The organism is Corynebacterium sp. UD i78 (genome assembly GCF_056280545.1).
Genome location: NZ_JBWCED010000001.1, coordinates 3,194,459 through 3,209,975 on the forward strand (window position 1 = coordinate 3,194,459; position 15,517 = coordinate 3,209,975).

17 protein-coding genes and 1 pseudogene are annotated in these 15,517 nt (G+C 68.8%); 17 read left to right on the forward strand and 1 reads right to left on the reverse strand.

Annotated elements, in window-relative coordinates; all coding sequences use genetic code 11:
* Positions 1-11 precede the first annotated feature (11 nt).
* Positions 12-479 (reverse strand): SRPBCC family protein, encoded by a 468-nt coding sequence (locus tag ACZ9GM_RS14950; protein ID WP_291476256.1) that lies wholly within the window; start codon positions 477-479, stop codon positions 12-14.
* Positions 480-628: 149 nt separating this feature from the next.
* On the opposite strand from ACZ9GM_RS14950, the gene dacB reads away from it, so the two are divergent.
* The 17 genes and pseudogenes from dacB to ACZ9GM_RS15035 all read left to right on the forward strand — a co-directional run bounded on the left by dacB (position 629) and on the right by ACZ9GM_RS15035 (position 15,514).
* Positions 629-2,080: a D-alanyl-D-alanine carboxypeptidase/D-alanyl-D-alanine endopeptidase gene (gene dacB, locus ACZ9GM_RS14955; RefSeq protein WP_291476254.1), complete on the forward strand. Its 1,452-nt coding sequence runs from the start codon at positions 629-631 to the stop codon at positions 2,078-2,080.
* Positions 2,081-2,085: 5 nt separating this feature from the next.
* Positions 2,086-2,703, forward strand: a pseudogene (gene tilS / locus ACZ9GM_RS14960) (tRNA lysidine(34) synthetase TilS); the annotation flags it as partial.
* A 387-nt stretch (positions 2,704-3,090) separates the two neighbouring features.
* The gene (gene hpt, locus ACZ9GM_RS14965; protein WP_476038374.1) at positions 3,091-3,693 is read left to right on the forward strand and encodes a hypoxanthine phosphoribosyltransferase; all 603 of its coding nucleotides are present in this window, start codon (positions 3,091-3,093) and stop codon (positions 3,691-3,693) included.
* Between the two features lie 37 nt (positions 3,694-3,730).
* A complete protein-coding gene (gene ftsH, locus ACZ9GM_RS14970) occupies positions 3,731-6,142 on the forward strand; it encodes an ATP-dependent zinc metalloprotease FtsH (RefSeq protein WP_291476253.1) in 2,412 nt (803 codons plus the stop codon).
* Positions 6,139-6,756: a GTP cyclohydrolase I FolE gene (folE, locus tag ACZ9GM_RS14975; RefSeq protein WP_291476252.1), complete on the forward strand. Its 618-nt coding sequence runs from the start codon at positions 6,139-6,141 to the stop codon at positions 6,754-6,756. Before ftsH ends, folE begins: the two co-directional genes overlap by 4 nt.
* Positions 6,756-7,652: a dihydropteroate synthase gene (gene folP, locus ACZ9GM_RS14980; protein WP_291476251.1), complete on the forward strand. Its 897-nt coding sequence runs from the start codon at positions 6,756-6,758 to the stop codon at positions 7,650-7,652. Before folE ends, folP begins: the two co-directional genes overlap by 1 nt.
* A complete protein-coding gene (gene folB / locus ACZ9GM_RS14985; protein WP_291476250.1) occupies positions 7,645-8,028 on the forward strand; it encodes a dihydroneopterin aldolase in 384 nt (127 codons plus the stop codon). The genes folP and folB overlap by 8 nt, the downstream gene beginning before the upstream one ends.
* A complete protein-coding gene (gene folK, locus ACZ9GM_RS14990) occupies positions 8,025-8,570 on the forward strand; it encodes a 2-amino-4-hydroxy-6-hydroxymethyldihydropteridine diphosphokinase (protein WP_291476249.1) in 546 nt (181 codons plus the stop codon). The genes folB and folK overlap by 4 nt, the downstream gene beginning before the upstream one ends.
* Positions 8,567-9,100 (forward strand): DUF3180 domain-containing protein, encoded by a 534-nt coding sequence (locus ACZ9GM_RS14995; RefSeq protein WP_291476248.1) that lies wholly within the window; start codon positions 8,567-8,569, stop codon positions 9,098-9,100. Before folK ends, ACZ9GM_RS14995 begins: the two co-directional genes overlap by 4 nt.
* Before the next feature lie 10 nt (positions 9,101-9,110).
* Positions 9,111-10,259 (forward strand): DUF6779 domain-containing protein, encoded by a 1,149-nt coding sequence (locus ACZ9GM_RS15000; RefSeq protein ID WP_291476247.1) that lies wholly within the window; start codon positions 9,111-9,113, stop codon positions 10,257-10,259.
* Positions 10,256-11,191, forward strand: coding sequence for a Rossmann-like and DUF2520 domain-containing protein (locus ACZ9GM_RS15005; RefSeq protein WP_291476246.1), 936 nt, complete (start codon positions 10,256-10,258; stop codon positions 11,189-11,191). Before ACZ9GM_RS15000 ends, ACZ9GM_RS15005 begins: the two co-directional genes overlap by 4 nt.
* Before the next feature lie 42 nt (positions 11,192-11,233).
* Positions 11,234-12,151 (forward strand): pantoate--beta-alanine ligase, encoded by a 918-nt coding sequence (gene panC, locus ACZ9GM_RS15010; RefSeq protein WP_291476245.1) that lies wholly within the window; start codon positions 11,234-11,236, stop codon positions 12,149-12,151.
* A gap of 10 nt (positions 12,152-12,161) precedes the next feature.
* Complete coding sequence (panD, locus tag ACZ9GM_RS15015; RefSeq protein WP_014009032.1) at positions 12,162-12,575, forward strand: aspartate 1-decarboxylase; 414 nt, start codon at positions 12,162-12,164, stop codon at positions 12,573-12,575.
* A gap of 44 nt (positions 12,576-12,619) precedes the next feature.
* Positions 12,620-12,916 carry a DUF503 domain-containing protein gene (locus tag ACZ9GM_RS15020; protein WP_291476244.1) on the forward strand — a complete coding sequence of 99 codons (297 nt, stop codon included), beginning with the start codon at positions 12,620-12,622 and terminating at the stop codon, positions 12,914-12,916.
* Positions 12,917-13,194: 278 nt separating this feature from the next.
* Complete coding sequence (locus ACZ9GM_RS15025) at positions 13,195-13,674, forward strand: RrF2 family transcriptional regulator (protein ID WP_291476243.1); 480 nt, start codon at positions 13,195-13,197, stop codon at positions 13,672-13,674.
* A 54-nt stretch (positions 13,675-13,728) separates the two neighbouring features.
* Positions 13,729-14,937: a globin domain-containing protein gene (locus tag ACZ9GM_RS15030; RefSeq protein WP_291476242.1), complete on the forward strand. Its 1,209-nt coding sequence runs from the start codon at positions 13,729-13,731 to the stop codon at positions 14,935-14,937.
* A 13-nt stretch (positions 14,938-14,950) separates the two neighbouring features.
* Complete coding sequence (locus ACZ9GM_RS15035) at positions 14,951-15,514, forward strand: GNAT family N-acetyltransferase (protein ID WP_291476241.1); 564 nt, start codon at positions 14,951-14,953, stop codon at positions 15,512-15,514.
* Positions 15,515-15,517 lie beyond the last annotated feature (3 nt).

The following is a 15,517-nucleotide window of genomic DNA, read 5'->3' on the forward strand; positions in this document are numbered from 1 at the left end:
GGGCAGTGAGTCTACCCTGCAGCCTCGGCCTCTCCTGCGATACCCGCCAGGGTCTGTTCAATTCCACTGTGCAGCTCGGCCTCGAAGGTGTCGTTGCCGCCGAGGAACGCGGCCACCATTCCGCGGGAGAGCGCGGAGGTGTTCCCCTCCACGATGCGGGACTCGGTGACCGTGGTGGTGCCGTCGCCGTTGTCGGCGAGGTCGTAGCGCCACCGCGAGCCGTTGAGCGGGATCCGGAACTCGAGGGTCTTCGCCGGTTCCCAGGCGGTGACCCTCGACCAGGTCGGCCAGAACAGGATGCCGCGGCGGTTGAGGTTCACGGTCGTCGTGCCAGGACGCGGCGTCCCCGGGCCGAGGACGAGCATCCTGCGGCACTGCGGACTGCGACGGCCCATGGCAGAGAGGTCGGAGACCACGTGCCAGACGCGGTCCGGGGTGGCGTTGACGGTGCGGGATGCGGTGATGAGTTCTTTCGCCATGGACATGGAGCATACGTTCTGGAAACGAACTCCGCAGGCTTTCTGCGGCCTGCCGGTGACCGGGTGACCCGTGACGGTGAGGAGCCGGCCGTGCGGACAGGGTCGTCCGATAGTCTGTGGGGGTCATATCCCGTAACCGGAAGGCACCGATGCCCGAGATGAGCAAGATCTCCTCACGCCGTTGGCTCTACGGCATCGCTGCATTCGTCGTCGCCGTCATCGTCATCGTCGCCGCGGCCCTCGTGGTCAACCGGACAGGCGACACAGGTGTCGAAGCGGCCGAGGAGATCACCGCAGCGTCCCCGGTGGTCGGTGCAGTACCAGTCGACGGTGTGGACAGTTCCGCCCCCGACACCGACACGGTGGCGTCCGTCCTCTCCGGTCCCGCCGCGGATGCGGCACTCGGACAGGTCACCGGTCATGTCACCGACGTCGCCACCGGTGAGGAGATCTGGTCGGCTGATCCGGACCGCACCCTGGTCCCGGCGTCCGCCACGAAGCTCACCACGGCAACCGCCGCGCTGCTCACCCTGCCCGTCGACGACCGCGTCGGGACCACGGTGCTCGCCGGCGACGAGCCGGGTCAGATCATCCTGCGCGGGGGCGGCGACGTCACCCTGCAACGCAGCGAGGACTCCGGGTTCTTCACCGACGCGCCCACGATCGACGATCTCGCCGAACAGGTCACCGGAGCTCTCGGCGGTCAGCAGGTCACCTCGGTCATCGTCGACAACTCGGTCCGTGAGGGCGATCTGTTCAACTCCACCTGGTCCACCGACGATATCGCCGCCGGTAATGTGGCCCCGCTCGGTGCGGTGATGCTGGACGCCGGGCGCCTTGACCCCACCGAGAACTATTCACCGCGGTCGAACACCCCTGCCGCCGACGCCGGCCGTGCCCTGGCGGACGCCCTCGGCGCCACCGGCGCGTCGGTCAGTGTCTCCGATGAGCCGGTGGGCACCGGGACTGACGACGGGGACAGCGACGGGGACAGCGACGGGTCCTTCGAAGCGCTCGGCACCGTCTACTCCGCGCCGCTGGGAACCCGGCTGCGCGACATGATGCTGCACAGTGACAACCTCCTCGCCGAGGCCGTCGGCCGCGAGGTCGCCGCCGCCCGAGGTGGGTCCGCGACCTTCTCCGGCGCCACTGATGCGATCCTCGACACCCTGGGTGAGGCCGGTATCGACGTCGATGAGGCCGTGCTCAAGGACTGCTCCGGGATGAGTGAGGACAACCGGCTCAGTGCCCGGATCCTCGACGGCGTCCTCGCCCTGGCCGCCGGTGCACCGGTCAGCGACGGCGTGGACGACGACATCGCCGACCGTGCCGCCGAACTGCGGCTGCTGCTCGACGCTCTGCCGGTCGCCGCCGCCGACGGCACCCTGTCCGACCGCTATCTCTCCGGTTCCGGCGCGGAATCCGCCGCCGGCCGGGTCCGGGCGAAGACCGGCACCCTCGACGGGGTCAATGCCCTCGCGGGCACGCTGACCACGGACTCCGGTCGCGTCCTCACCTTCGCCTTCCTGTCCAACGGTTCCGACCAGGACGCCGGCCGCGCCGCGCTCGACCGCCTCGCCGCCGCCCTGCGCAAGGTGTAGTCCCGATGTGTCCCGGTCGTCCCGGCCCGGCGACCCTCGCTGTCCGGCACAGCCTCGCCGCCTTCCTCGACCGTGCCGGGCTGCACCGCGGGGACGCCGTGGTCTGCGGAGTCTCCGGGGGAGGGGACTCCCTGGCACTGGCCGCCGCCTGCGTCCACGCCGGTCTTGCGGTCACCACCGTCACCGTCGACCACCGTCTCCAGGACGGCTCGGACCGCGTCGCCGCCCGTGCTGCACATCAGTGCCGTGGCCTCGGGGCGACGGCGACCGTGGTCACCGTCGACGTTGCCGGACCGGGGGAGGGGCCGGCCCGCGACGCCCGTTACCGTGCCCTCGGCGACGCCGCCGCCGGTCTCCCCGTGCTCGTCGCCCATACCGCCGATGACGATGCCGAAGGCCTGCTGCTCGCCCTGACCCGCGGGTCGGGCACCGGCAGTCTCGCCGGATTGCGGGAGATCTCCCGCAAGCATCCGGTGGTGGACGCCGGAGCGTCCTTCCTGGGACGCCCGCTGCTCGCCGCCACCCGTGACCAGACCCGCGGCAGCTGCGCCGAACTCGGCCTCGACCTCTGGGACGACCCCCACAACGAACACCCGGAGATCCTCCGCTCGCGGGTACGGCACGAGCTGCTCCCGGTGATGCGGGAGGTCCTGGGTCCACGGGTGGATGCCGCACTGACCCGCAGTGCCCGCCTGCTACGGGAGGACGCCGACCTGCTCGACGACCTGGCGACCGGGGCACTGGTGTCTGCCGGGGTGGCACCGGGGGACAGGCTGCCGGTGACGGTGCTGGCCGACCGGCCGGCGCCGTTGCGCCGCCGGATGCTCCGCGACTGGCTCGCCGGGTCCGCCGGCCTGCTGACCTCGGTCCACCTGACCAGGATCGACGCGCTGGTCACGGACTGGCACGGACAGGGGCCCGTCGCGGTGCCGCACCCGGAACAGGCGGGGCCTACAATCGATATCCGACGCAACACCCACCGACGTGTGGTCCGGCGGCGTGACGGCGCGCTGGAGACCACACACCTGAGGAGACTGGACACCGTGACCTCCGAGATTCCCGACCACCCTTTCGGCGACGATATCTCCGGGATCCTCATCGACGAGCCGACGCTGCAGCAGCGCGTCCGTGAACTCGCCGACGAGGTCAGTGACCGGTACCGGGACGCCCCGGAGGACCTCGTTCTCGTCTGCGTCCTCAAGGGTGCCGCCGTGTTCATGTCCGACTTCTCCCGCGCCCTGTCGGTGCCCGCCCAGCTGGAGTTCATGGTCGTCTCCTCCTACGGTTCGGGGGCGGAATCCTCCGGGACCGTGACCATCGTCAAGGACCTGGCTACGGACATCGCGGGCCGGGATGTGGTTATCGTAGAGGACATCATCGATTCGGGTAGGACACTGTCCTGGCTGGTCAAGGATCTGGAGGGTCGCGGACCGAAGAGTCTCGAGGTCGTCGCCCTGCTCCGTAAGCCTGACCGGGTCGTCGTCGACGTGGCGTGCTCCGCCCTGGGTTTCGAGGTTCCCGACGAGTTCATCGTCGGCTACGGGCTGGACTACGCCGAGCGCTACCGGACGCTGCCGTGGATCGGCGCACTGCGTCCCGAGGTGTACAGCTGATTCATCCGGCCCACCCCTGCGATACCCTAGGGAGACTATGACTAAGAAGAAGGTCCTGCGGATTGCCGCGGTCGTCGCCGCGATCCTCGTCGCCATCTACGCGTTCAGCGTTCTCACCGACTCCACCCGCGGGTACTCCGACGTCGACACCTCCGTCGCCGTGAAGCAGCTCGACGACAAGAACGTCAAGGAGGTGCAGATCAACGACCGGGAGCAGCAGCTCCAGATCACGTTGAAGGACACGATCAGCGTCGACGGGGACGACGACATCGAGAAGATCATCACGAAGTACCCGGCCCGTGCCGCGGAATCCATCTTCGACAAGGTCGAGGCGTCGGATGCCGAGTCCTACCAGACCAGGGTATCCGAGGATTCCTTCCTCGGCTCACTGCTGGTCATGCTGCTGCCGATCCTCATCATCGGTGGTCTGCTGCTCTTCTTCCTCACCCGTATGCAGGGTGGCCCCGGCGGTGCCTTCGGCATCGGCAAGTCGAAGGCCAAGGAACTCAACGTCGACAATCCGGACACGACCTTCGACGACGTCGCCGGCGCCGACGAGGCTGTCGAGGAGCTCGACGAGATCCGCGACTTCCTGCAGAACCCGGGACGTTATGAGGAGCTCGGGGCGAAGGTTCCACGCGGCGTCCTGCTCTACGGTCCGCCCGGTACCGGTAAGACGCTGCTGGCACGCGCCGTCGCCGGTGAGGCCGGTGTCCCCTTCTACACGATCTCCGGTTCGGACTTCGTCGAGATGTTCGTCGGCGTCGGTGCCTCGCGCGTGCGCGACCTGTTCAAGACCGCCAAGGAGAACAGCCCCTGCATCATCTTCGTCGATGAGATCGACGCGGTCGGTCGCCAGCGTGGCGCCGGCATGGGTGGCGGTCACGACGAGCGCGAGCAGACCCTCAACCAGCTCCTCGTCGAGATGGACGGCTTCGACGACCGTGAGGGCGTCATCCTCATGGCCGCGACGAACCGGCCCGACATCCTCGACCCTGCGCTGCTGCGCCCCGGCCGCTTCGACCGGCAGATCCCGGTCGGCAACCCGGACCTGGCCGGCCGCGAGCAGATCCTGCGTGTCCACGCGAAGAACAAGCCCCTGGCCCCCGACGTGGACCTGAAGTCCCTGGCCAAGCGGACCGTCGGTATGTCCGGTGCGGACCTGGCGAACGTCCTCAACGAGGCCGCGTTGCTCACCGCCCGCGTCGACGGCAATGTCATCACCGGCGATGCACTGGAGGAGGCGACCGACCGCGTGATCGGTGGTCCGCGCCGCACCTCGAAGATCATCTCCGAGCACGAGAAGAAGGTCACCGCCTACCACGAGGGCGGCCACACCCTCGCCGCCTGGGGCATCAAGGACATCGAACGGGTCTACAAGGTCACGATCCTGGCCCGTGGCAAGACCGGCGGTCACGCCATGGCCGTGCCCGAGGACGACAAGGGCATGTACACCCGCTCCGAGCTCTTCGCCCGACTGGTCTTCGCCATGGGCGGACGCTCCGCCGAGGAGCTGGTCTTCGGAAGCCCGACCACGGGTGCCTCCGCCGACATCGAGCAGGCGACCAAGATCGCCCGCGGCATGGTCACCGAGTACGGCATGAGCCCGCAGCTCGGCGCGGTGAAGTACGGCGAGGAACAGGGCGATCCGTTCGCCGGACGCCCCGGCCAGGGCACCCTGGACTACTCGCCGGCCGTCGCTGCGACGATCGACGACCAGGTCCGGATGCTCATCGAGAAGGCCCACGTCGTCGCCTACCGCATCCTGCGTGAGAACCGGGACTACCTCGACACCCTGGCGACCAAGCTCCTGGAAAAGGAGACGCTGCGTCGTCCGGACCTGGAGGCCATCTTCGGCGAGATGCCCTCGGTCGAGGTCAACGACATCTTCGACGGCCAGGACGTCGAGTTCCCGAAGGATTTCCGTGAACCGGTGAAGACCCCCAACGAACTCGCCAAGGAACGTGGCGAGGAGCCGCCGGTGCGTCCCGATTTCTACTCCGAGGCGCGCAAGGCCCGGATGGAGCGTCGCAGGGCGGCTCAGGAGGCCAAGCGTGCTGAGCAGCTTGAACAGACCCAGCAGCGGCAGCAGGGGGGCGACCGGGTGCCGCCGAAGTTGCCCGGTTTCCCGCCGCAGCAGCAGGGACAGCAGGTCCAGCAGCCCGGTCAACCCCGCCAGGACCACCTCTGGGGTGGTCAGGACCGGACCAACCCGCCCGGCGATCCGCTGAACAACCCCTCCGGCCAGGCCACCCCGCGTCACCCCGGTGAGCAGAACTACGGGTCCGGCCCCGAACGGGCAACCGGCCAGGGCGAGATGCGTGGTTTCCGTCTGCCGGACAATGAGCAGCCCGACCACCCGTGGGCCACCGACGACGCCCCCACCGGACGCCACCACCGGGTTGCCCCGGAGCAGAACACCGACGACACGACCGAGGACGACCGTTGAGTAACACTGAATCCACCGACCAGCCGGTCTCCCAGATCACCGGTCGCCCCTTCGACCGGGAGCGGGCGGAAGCAGCCGTGCGCGAGCTGCTGTTCGCCGTCGGTGCGGACCCCGACCGCGAGGGTCTGCAGGAGACCCCGGCACGGGTCGCCCGCGCCTACCGTGAGATCTTCGACGGTCTCTTCCGTGACCCGGCGGAGGTCCTCGACAAGACCTTCAACGAGGACCACCGCGAACTCGTCCTGGTCAAGGACATCCCGATCTACTCGACCTGTGAGCATCACCTGGTGCCCTTCTACGGTCACGCCCACATCGGCTACATCCCCGGCGAGGACGGCACCGTCACCGGACTGTCGAAGCTCGCCCGCCTCGTCGACGGCTTCGCGAAGCGTCCCCAGGTCCAGGAACGCCTCACCAGTCAGGTCGCCGACGCCGTCGCCACCCGTCTCAACGCGTCCGCCGTCATCGTCGTCCTCGAGTGCGAGCACCTGTGCATGGCTATGCGCGGTATCCGCAAACCCGGCGCGACGACCGTGACCTCGGCCGTGCGCGGTGGCTTCCGGGACGATGCCCGCACCCGTGCCGAGGCCTTTGCCCTGATCCGGGGGAACTGATGCCCCGCACGCTCGTGATGGGGATCCTCAACGTCACCGAGGACTCCTTCTCCGACGGTGGTGAGTGGAACTCCACGGAGCGTGCGCTCGCCCACGCCCGCGAGATGGTCGACGCCGGTGCGGACATCATCGACATCGGCGGGGAATCCACCCGTCCCGGAGCCACCCGCGTCGACCCGGACGTCGAGCGTGACCGGGTCGTCCCGGTCATCGCCGCCCTGCACGCCGACGGCATCACCACCAGCGTGGACACGATGCGCGCCGCCACTGCGGGCGCCGCGGTCGCCGCCGGTGTCGACATCGTCAACGATGTCTCCGGTGGGCTGGCGGACCCCGGGATGTACCGGGTCATCGCCGACGCCGACCGGACACGGCCGGTGGGGCGGCCGGTGGACTACTGTCTCATGCACTGGCGGACCGGGCGCTTCGCCTCCGCCGAAGGACGTGCCGACCACGGGGGAGATGTCGTCGCCGACGTCACCGGGCTGCTCGGTGACCTGACGGAGGCCGCCCGGGACGCGGGTATCCCCGCCGATCGGCTGATCCTGGACCCCGGTATCGGGTTCGCCAAGGACGCCGACGACAACTGGGCACTGCTGCACGACATGCCCGGCTACACCGCGACCTGGGCGGAGCAGGGGTACCGCACCCTCATCGGGGCGTCCCGCAAGCGGTTCCTCACGGCTCTGAGACCGGGTCCGGACGGGGAACCCGGCACCCCGACCTCCGCCGATGACGCCACCGCGGCGGTCTCGGCACTGGCCGCACAGGCAGGCGTGTGGGCCGTGAGGGTCCATGACGTCGCCGCGACCCGGGCGGCCGTCGATGTCGCCCATGCGGTGGCACTGGCACACGGACCGGCGCTGCCGGAAGGATGGAGGGCCCGACGTGGCTGACCGTATTGAACTCGACGGACTGGAAGCCTACGGCTACCACGGTGTCTACGACTTCGAGAAGGACAAGGGCCAGAAGTTCATCACCGATCTCGTGGTGTGGACCGACTTCTCGGCCGCCACCGCGTCCGACGAGATCGCCCAGACGATCTCCTACGTCGACCTCGCCGATATCGCCGTGGGGGTCATCGAGGGGCCGTCACTCGACCTCATCGAGACCCTGGCGGCCACTGTCGCCGACCGGATCAACGACCTGACCGGGGTGATCGCGGTCGAGGTGACCGTCCACAAGCCGGACGCCCCGATCCACCACCCCTTCACCGATGTTCGTGTCGTCGCCCGACGGTCCCAGAAGTCCGCTCCGAGGACGGGGAAGTGAGGGCCGTCCTCGCCTTCGGTGCGAACCTGCCCGGTGACCTCGGGGACCCGGCGGCACAGATCGCCCACGCGGCGGCGTCACTGGCGTCCACCGCGGGGATCCGCGTCCTCGCGTCGTCCCGGATGTTCGCCACCCCGCCGTGGGGTGTGGCCGACCAGGCCGAGTTCCGCAACTGTGTCCTCATCGCAGATGTGGAGGACGCCCTGTTCACCCCACTGGATCTGCTGCACCGCTGCCAGGCGGAGGAGCAGGCCGCCCACCGGGTCCGTGCCCGGCACTGGGGACCGCGCACACTGGACGTCGACCTGGTCGCGCTGTACTCGGACACGGGGGAGGAGATCCGCAGCGACGGCCGGTGGGGTGAGGAGCTCGTCGTGCCCCATGCGTGGGCCCATGCGCGCGCCTTCGTCCTGGTCCCCTGGCAGGACGCTGACCCTTCGTCCACGCTCGGTGGAACACCCCTGGCGGACCTCATCGCCGCCTGTCCTGAGGAGGATGTGTCCGGAGTGCGTGCGCTGCCCGACGTAGCATGGGCTCCATGAAGCAGAAGAACGGACAACCGGGTCAGTCGGGCGGACCCGGCATGTCGCTGACCCCGGTCAGTGCCCTGCTCGTCGCGGCCGGTGCCTCGGCACTGGTCGTCGGGGTGGCCGCGGTCTACTTCTACGGGGACTTTCCGCCGGCCCGGGTCCGGAATTCCGTGGCGATGTGGATCATCGCCGGTGTCGCGGCGGTGACCGCGGTGGCGGTGCGGCGGCGGATCGCCGACGGTGAGGTGGGTCAGGACCGCAGCCAGATGGCTCCTGTCTTCATTGCCCGGGCGGCGGTGCTGGGCAAGGCCTGCTCGTGGTTGGGGGCGTTCGTCGGTGGCGGTTACCTGGGGCTGACGGTCTACGTCGTCGTCGAGTACTCCTCGTTGCTGGCGGCCCAGGAAGACACTCCCGGGGCGGTGACCTGTGTGGCCGCCGGGGCTGCTGTGGCGGTCGCCGGCGTGGTCCTGGAGCGCTGTTGTCTGGTTCCGCCGGGCGACGCGGATCCGGATGGACGCCGGTCAGGGGCACAGGCAATGTAGTGTGGGCGACATGAGTTCCGCGTATCCGTCTCCTGATCCGCACCGACTCCCGGATCCGTCGAGCGCACGGCCCACCCGGGCACCGGGTGGTGTCTCGAAACTGCTGATGTACTTCCTCTTCGTCCTGGCACTGTTCGCGACGGTGATCATGTTCTTCGTCGACAGTGACGTGTGGATGAACATCGCGGTCATCGCAGCGCTGTGGGCGGCGTTCATCGGTGCCGTCCTCGTGTCCCGGTACTCGGGTGCGCTGGGGGAGGAATCCTCCCGCAACCGGGAGCGGGACGCCCGACGTGTCGCCGAGTTGGACGCCGAGCGTGCCGAGCACCGGCGTCGTGAGGCGGAACTGGAGAAGTCCTACGCGGACCGTGGTGACACGGGACGCGACGAGACACTCGAGTCCATCCGCCTCGAGCTCGCCGCACTGCGGGAGCAGCTCTCGGACCTGTCCGGACTGGATCTCACCGAGGACCAGGTGGCCGTCCGCGCCCGTGCCGAACGGATCATCGAGCTGGAGCGTCATTCCACGCCGCCGACGGCCGCGAACACCGCGAAGGCCGGGGGCACCGACACATCGTCCGATGCGTCGGGTCGGTCCCCGTTCGCGTCACGCTCCCCGTTCCAGCGTGAGCAGGAGGAGTCGGAGGCGGCCCCGGAGACCGGTCGTACGCACCAGGCGCCGGAGTCCCACCAGGGTGGACGCCGTGGCGGCTTCGCCACCGGTACCTTCTCCGCGGTGAACTGGTCCGGTACCGATTCCGAGGAGACCAGCATGCTCCCGCTGGTCGTGGACACCCGGGACAGCCGGTACAGCGACGCTGGAGAGTCTGCTCCGGAGCCCGTGACGGAGAAGCCCGCTGAGCGGACCTGGGCCCCACGGCAGCCGGAGAAGGCGGCCCCCGAAGCGACGGCTGCAGAGGCTGCAGAGGCTGCAGAAGCGGAGCCGGAGGAGTCCGCCCCGTCCTTCACCGCTCCCACTGCCGGCCATCACGAGGCTCCCGAGGAGGAGATCGGCCACCACCGTCGCCGTCGGGCCGAGTCTCCGGCCGTTACGGAGGATTCCCATGGACGCCGTCGCGCCGATGAACGTCCGGAAGACGGAAACAGCTCCGTCACTGTCGCGCAGCTCATGGCGCAGCTGAAGAAGAACGCCAAGTGACCGGAGGCGACGTCAGCGCACCCCACCCCGACCGACAGGAACCGCGCCTGTCGGTCGGGGTCATTTCTGCCGGTTCCGTGGGGACTGCGGTGGCCTCGGTTCTCCAGCGGGCCGGGCACCACATCCACGGTGTCGTCGCCCGCTCCGACGTCTCCGCTGCCCGGGCCGCCGAGCGGTTGCCCGGTGTGCCGGTGACCGACATCGCGGATGCGGCGCAGGCGGCACTGGTCGTCCTCGCCGTGCCGGATCCGCAGTTGCCCGCAGTCGTGGAGCAGGTCGCCGAGGTGACCCGTCCCGGCCAGATCGTGGTCCACACCGCCGGGGCCCTGGGCTGCAGCGTCCTGCAACCGGTGACGGACACCGGGGCGCTGCCCCTGGCACTGCACCCGGCGATGACTTTCACCGGGCGTCCGGAGGACACCGGCAATCTCGCGGGCTGCGCCTGGGGCGTCACCGCGGACTCGGACACCGGGGCCGCGGTCGCGGAACTGCTCGTCGGTGCCTGCGGTGGTATCGCCGTACCGGTCGCCGAGGAACACCGGACGCTCTACCACGCTGCGATGGCGCACGGCTCGAACCACCTGGTCACCCTGGTCAGCGAGGCATTGCGCGTCCTCGACCACGCGCTGGCGGATCCGGGGGAGGGACAGTCGGGTGTCCCGGTGGCGGAGGATCCGGACTCGGCGGTGCTGCTGCGCAGGATCCTGCCCGCGACACTCGCCGGAGTGCTCGACCGTCGGACGGCCGCACTGACCGGCCCGACCGCCCGTGACGACGCCGCCACCGTGCTGCGTCACCTCGACGCGCTCGGTGCGGTGGACGACGAGGGGCAGACGCTCGCGGCGTCCTACCGGGCGGCGGCACTGCGCACCGCGCGGTCCGTAGGGTCCCTCAATGTGGAGCGGGCACTGGACGGGGACTACTCTTATTGATCCGTTACAGCATCACACTCTGATCGCGAAGGAGCGGCAACGGTGAGTTTCACCCCCGGACAGGCCACGGTCTACACCGGCATCGAGGAGATCGGGGAGCTGACCCGGGCGATCCGCAAGGTCGGGCGTCCGGTCGTGCTCGTGCCCACGATGGGTGCGCTGCACGAAGGCCACCTGTCACTGGTGCGCAACGCCCAGCGCATCCCCGGGGCCCTTGTCGTCGTGTCGGTCTTCGTCAACCCGCTGCAGTTCGGCGAGGGTGAGGACCTGGACGCCTACCCGCGTACCCTCGACGCCGACGTCGAGAAGCTGCGCGCGGTCGGGGTGGACGCCGTGTTCGCGCCCAGCGTCCGCGAGATGTACCCCAACGGACCGCGGACCACGGTGCATCCCGGCCCGGTCGGTGAGATCCTCGAGGGTCGCACCCGGCCGATCCACTTCGCCGGGATGCTCACCGTGGTGCAGAAACTCATGCACATCACGAGCTGCTCGGACGCCTTCTTCGGTGAGAAGGACTACCAGCAGCTGGTCCTCATCCAGCAGATGGTGACCGACCTCAACCTCGGTGTGCAGGTCCACGGGGTCCCGATCGTCCGCGAGGCCGACGGCCTGGCGAAGTCCTCGCGCAACATCTACCTCGCCGAGACCGAGCGTGAACTGGCGCTGACCCTGTCGGCGGCCCTGACCGCCGGCGCCCATGTCGCCGAGGACGGTGCGGAGGCTGTGCTGTCCACCGCCCGGGCGATCCTGGACTCCGTCCCGGAGATCGAGGTCGATTACCTGGAGCTGCGCGGCGCGGACCTCGGGGACGCCCCGGAGACCGGTGACGCCCGACTGCTGGTCGCGGCGAAGATCGGCGACACCCGCCTGATCGACAACGTCGGCGTGCCTGTGGGGATCGGGTTCCGGAACCTGGGCGACGATCCCGTTGCGGCCACGGACGCCGCAGCAGCGCAGTAAGGTTGTCCGCGTGTTGAGAACCATGATGAAGTCCAAGATCCACCGGGCGACGGTCACCCAGGCTGACCTGCACTACGTGGGTTCCTGCACGATCGACGCCGATCTCATGGAGTCCGCCGACATCCTCGAGGGTGAGCAGATCGACATCGTCGACGTCGACAACGGCGCCCGGCTGACCACCTACGCCATCACCGGTGAGCGGGGCTCGGGGATGATCTCGATCAACGGCGCCGCCGCCCATCTGGTGCACCCCGGCGAACTTGTGATCATCATCGGCTACGGCCAGTACACCGCCGAGGAGCTCAAGGACTACAACCCGCGGGTCGTCTTCGTCGACGGGGAGAACCGCCAGGTGTCGCTGGGGGACGATCCGGCGGACGTGCCGGTGGGATCCGGCCTGATGAACCCCCGGTTCCCGGCGTAGGTCCCTGTTCACCGGTCCCCGGGTGCGCTGGGCTTTCCGCCCATATGTGGACCGGAACCTGTGAACTCGATGTTCTCCTCGGGGATGTGCATTCCCTCAAACAGAAGCGCTCGGTGGTGCGCCCGCTCGTCGCGGAGATCCGCCGGAAGTCCGATGTCTCGGTGGCCGAGGTGGACCACCGTGATCTGCACCGTCGGACGATGATCGGGGTATCCGTGGTCAGTGGGGACCGGGAGCGCGTCGTCGAGGTACTGGACGCGGTGGAACGGCTCGTGGCGTCCCACCCGGAGGTGCAGCTGCTGTCGGGGCGTCCCCGCTACCTCTCCTCGGATGACCTGTAGGGGGCGGTGCCTTGTCCGGTCCCGCCCGACTAACCCGACCGGGGGTGGCAGGGAGAAGGGGCGGGGGAGCCCCGGAAAATGTGACGTAGATCAATCGGTGGCGTCCTGTCGGACTGCACGGCCGGACGGTCTGTCCTGACGCCGCACGCCACAGGGCAGATAGTCCGGAACAGGTCAGGTAAACGTACCCTGACCTGTGGTTTCGCGTGAGACCACCGTGAACTTATATGGGGTATCTGAGATGTCCCTTTTACGGCGACCGGCCTAGCGTGGAGTCCATGCACCTCACCAAGTTCGCTGACCTGGGACTCCGGTCCCTCATGATCCTCGGGGACACCGGCGCCGCCGGTGCCACCGACCCGGCTCAGCGACGCACCGTCGGAGAACTCGCGGTCCAGACCGCGGCCCCGGCGTCCCACGTCAAGAAGGTCGTCGCCCGGCTCACCGGGCTGGGCGTCCTGGCGTCCGTCCGCGGACGCAGCGGTGGGGTGTACCTCGCGGACGGCGCACGGGAGACAGACATCGGACTCCTGCTCCGCCAACTCGAAGGCAACCACGAGGTCGTCGACTGTGACGGGGACGCCCCGTGTCCGCTCGCCGCGCGGGACTGTTCCCTGCGGCACCTGCTGGCACAGGCGCAGGAGAACTTCTTCGCCACGTTCGACGGCATGACCCTCGGCGAGCTCATCGACCGGAGCGACCAGGCGTCATCCGGACCTGTATCCATCGGGCTGCCCGGGCTACCCGCCCTGCACTGAACTCGAGAACCCCTACTCCACTCCACAACCACACTTCCCATGGAGGTAACGACCATGTTCACCGCAACCGAACCCCTGCGCGAGGCCGCCCGCACCGCCCACCTCAGCCCGGCCCACGAGGTGACCGTCAAGGCCACCCTCCCGGTCATCGGGGAGAATATCGGGGAGATCGCGAAGACCTTCTATGCCGGCATGTTCGCCGAGAACCCGGACCTGCTCGCCAACACCTTCAACCGTGAAAACCAGAAGACCGGCGCCCAGCAGAAGGCCCTCGCCGCTTCCGTCGCCACCTTCGCCACCATGCTCGTCAACCCTGACGGCCCGGACGCGGTCGACATGCTCTCCCGCATCGCCCACAAGCACGTCTCGCTCGGCATCACCGAGGACCAGTACAAGATCGTCTACCACTACCTTTTCGCTGCGATCGGCAAGGTCCTCGGCGAGGCTGTGACCCCTGAGGTCGCCGAAGCCTGGACCGAGGTCTACTGGCTGATGGCCCGGGTCCTCATCGACGCGGAGAAGGATCTCTACGCCACCGCCGAGGTGACCCCCGGTGATGTCTTCCGGGATGCCGTTCTCGTGGCCCGACGTGACCTGTCCGACCGGGTCACCGAGTTCACCTTCGAGGTGCCGGACGCTCCGGGTGCCTTCACCGCCACGAAGGCCGGCCAGTACACCTCCCTCGGCGTGACCCTGGGCGACGGCGCCCGTCAGCTGCGTCAGTACTCCCTGGTCAACTGGGACGACAAGGGCTTCACCATCGCCGTGCAGCGCGACGGTGAGGTCTCCTCCACGCTGCTGGACACCACCGCCGTGGGTGACCGGGTGGAGGCCACCCTGCCCGCCGGTGACCTCGTGCTCGGTGACTCGGATACCACCCCGGTGGTGCTCGTCAGCTCCGGTATCGGCTCGACCCCGATGGTCGGTATGCTCTCCGCGCTCGTCGCCGGGGCGGGTGCCCGCGACATCACCGTCATCCACTCGGACGTCTCCGAGGAAGCCTACGCTCAGCGCGAGGTCACCAAGGGGCTGCTGGATGCGCTGGACTCCCAGGGCTCCACGGTCCGCCGCTACCGCAGCTACACCGGCGCCGGCGAGCGTGTCTCCCTGGCAGATCTGGACATCCCCGCCGGTGCCGACTGGTACCTGTGCGGCGGCAACGGCTTCCTGCAGGACATCCGCGCCCAGATCGCGGCGTCCTCGCTGGAACCGGTCGGTGTGCACTTCGAGCTGTTCTCCCCGAACGACTGGCTGCTGGGATAGTAACCTCGGGAGGATGACAGGTTTCGCGTGGCCGCTGCCGTCCTCCGATGTCGTCGGCGATCTGCCCGACGGGGGGACGCTCCGGCTGCGCGCGCCGATTGACGCCGACCTGGACGGTCTCGTGACCTCGTCACGGGACGCCGGGTCGATCGAGTTCACCCACCTTCCGGAGAACTACTCCCGGGAGGACGCCGCCCTGTTCCTCCGCTCCATGCTCTACAACCCGGAGGCGATGCTCTGGATCGTCGATGACCCGGACAATGCCCGGCACTTCGGCGGCACCCTGGAGGTCCGACTGGTCAACCGGGCCGGAGCGGTCGTCGAACTCGGGTACACGACTGCACCGCACCTGCGCGGCCGTGGACTGATGACCGCGGTGGTCGCGTTGATCAGCGAGTTCCTCTTCGACTACGGGGTACACCGGGTGCAGATCAAGGCGAATCCGGAGAACGTGGCGTCCTGCAGGGTGGCGTTGACCGCCGGCTTCCAGCGTGAGGGGACGCTGCGGGACGCCGAGTACCTGCGAGGTCAGTGGAACGACCTCGACATCTTCTCGCGTCTCGACGGGGACGACTGACCG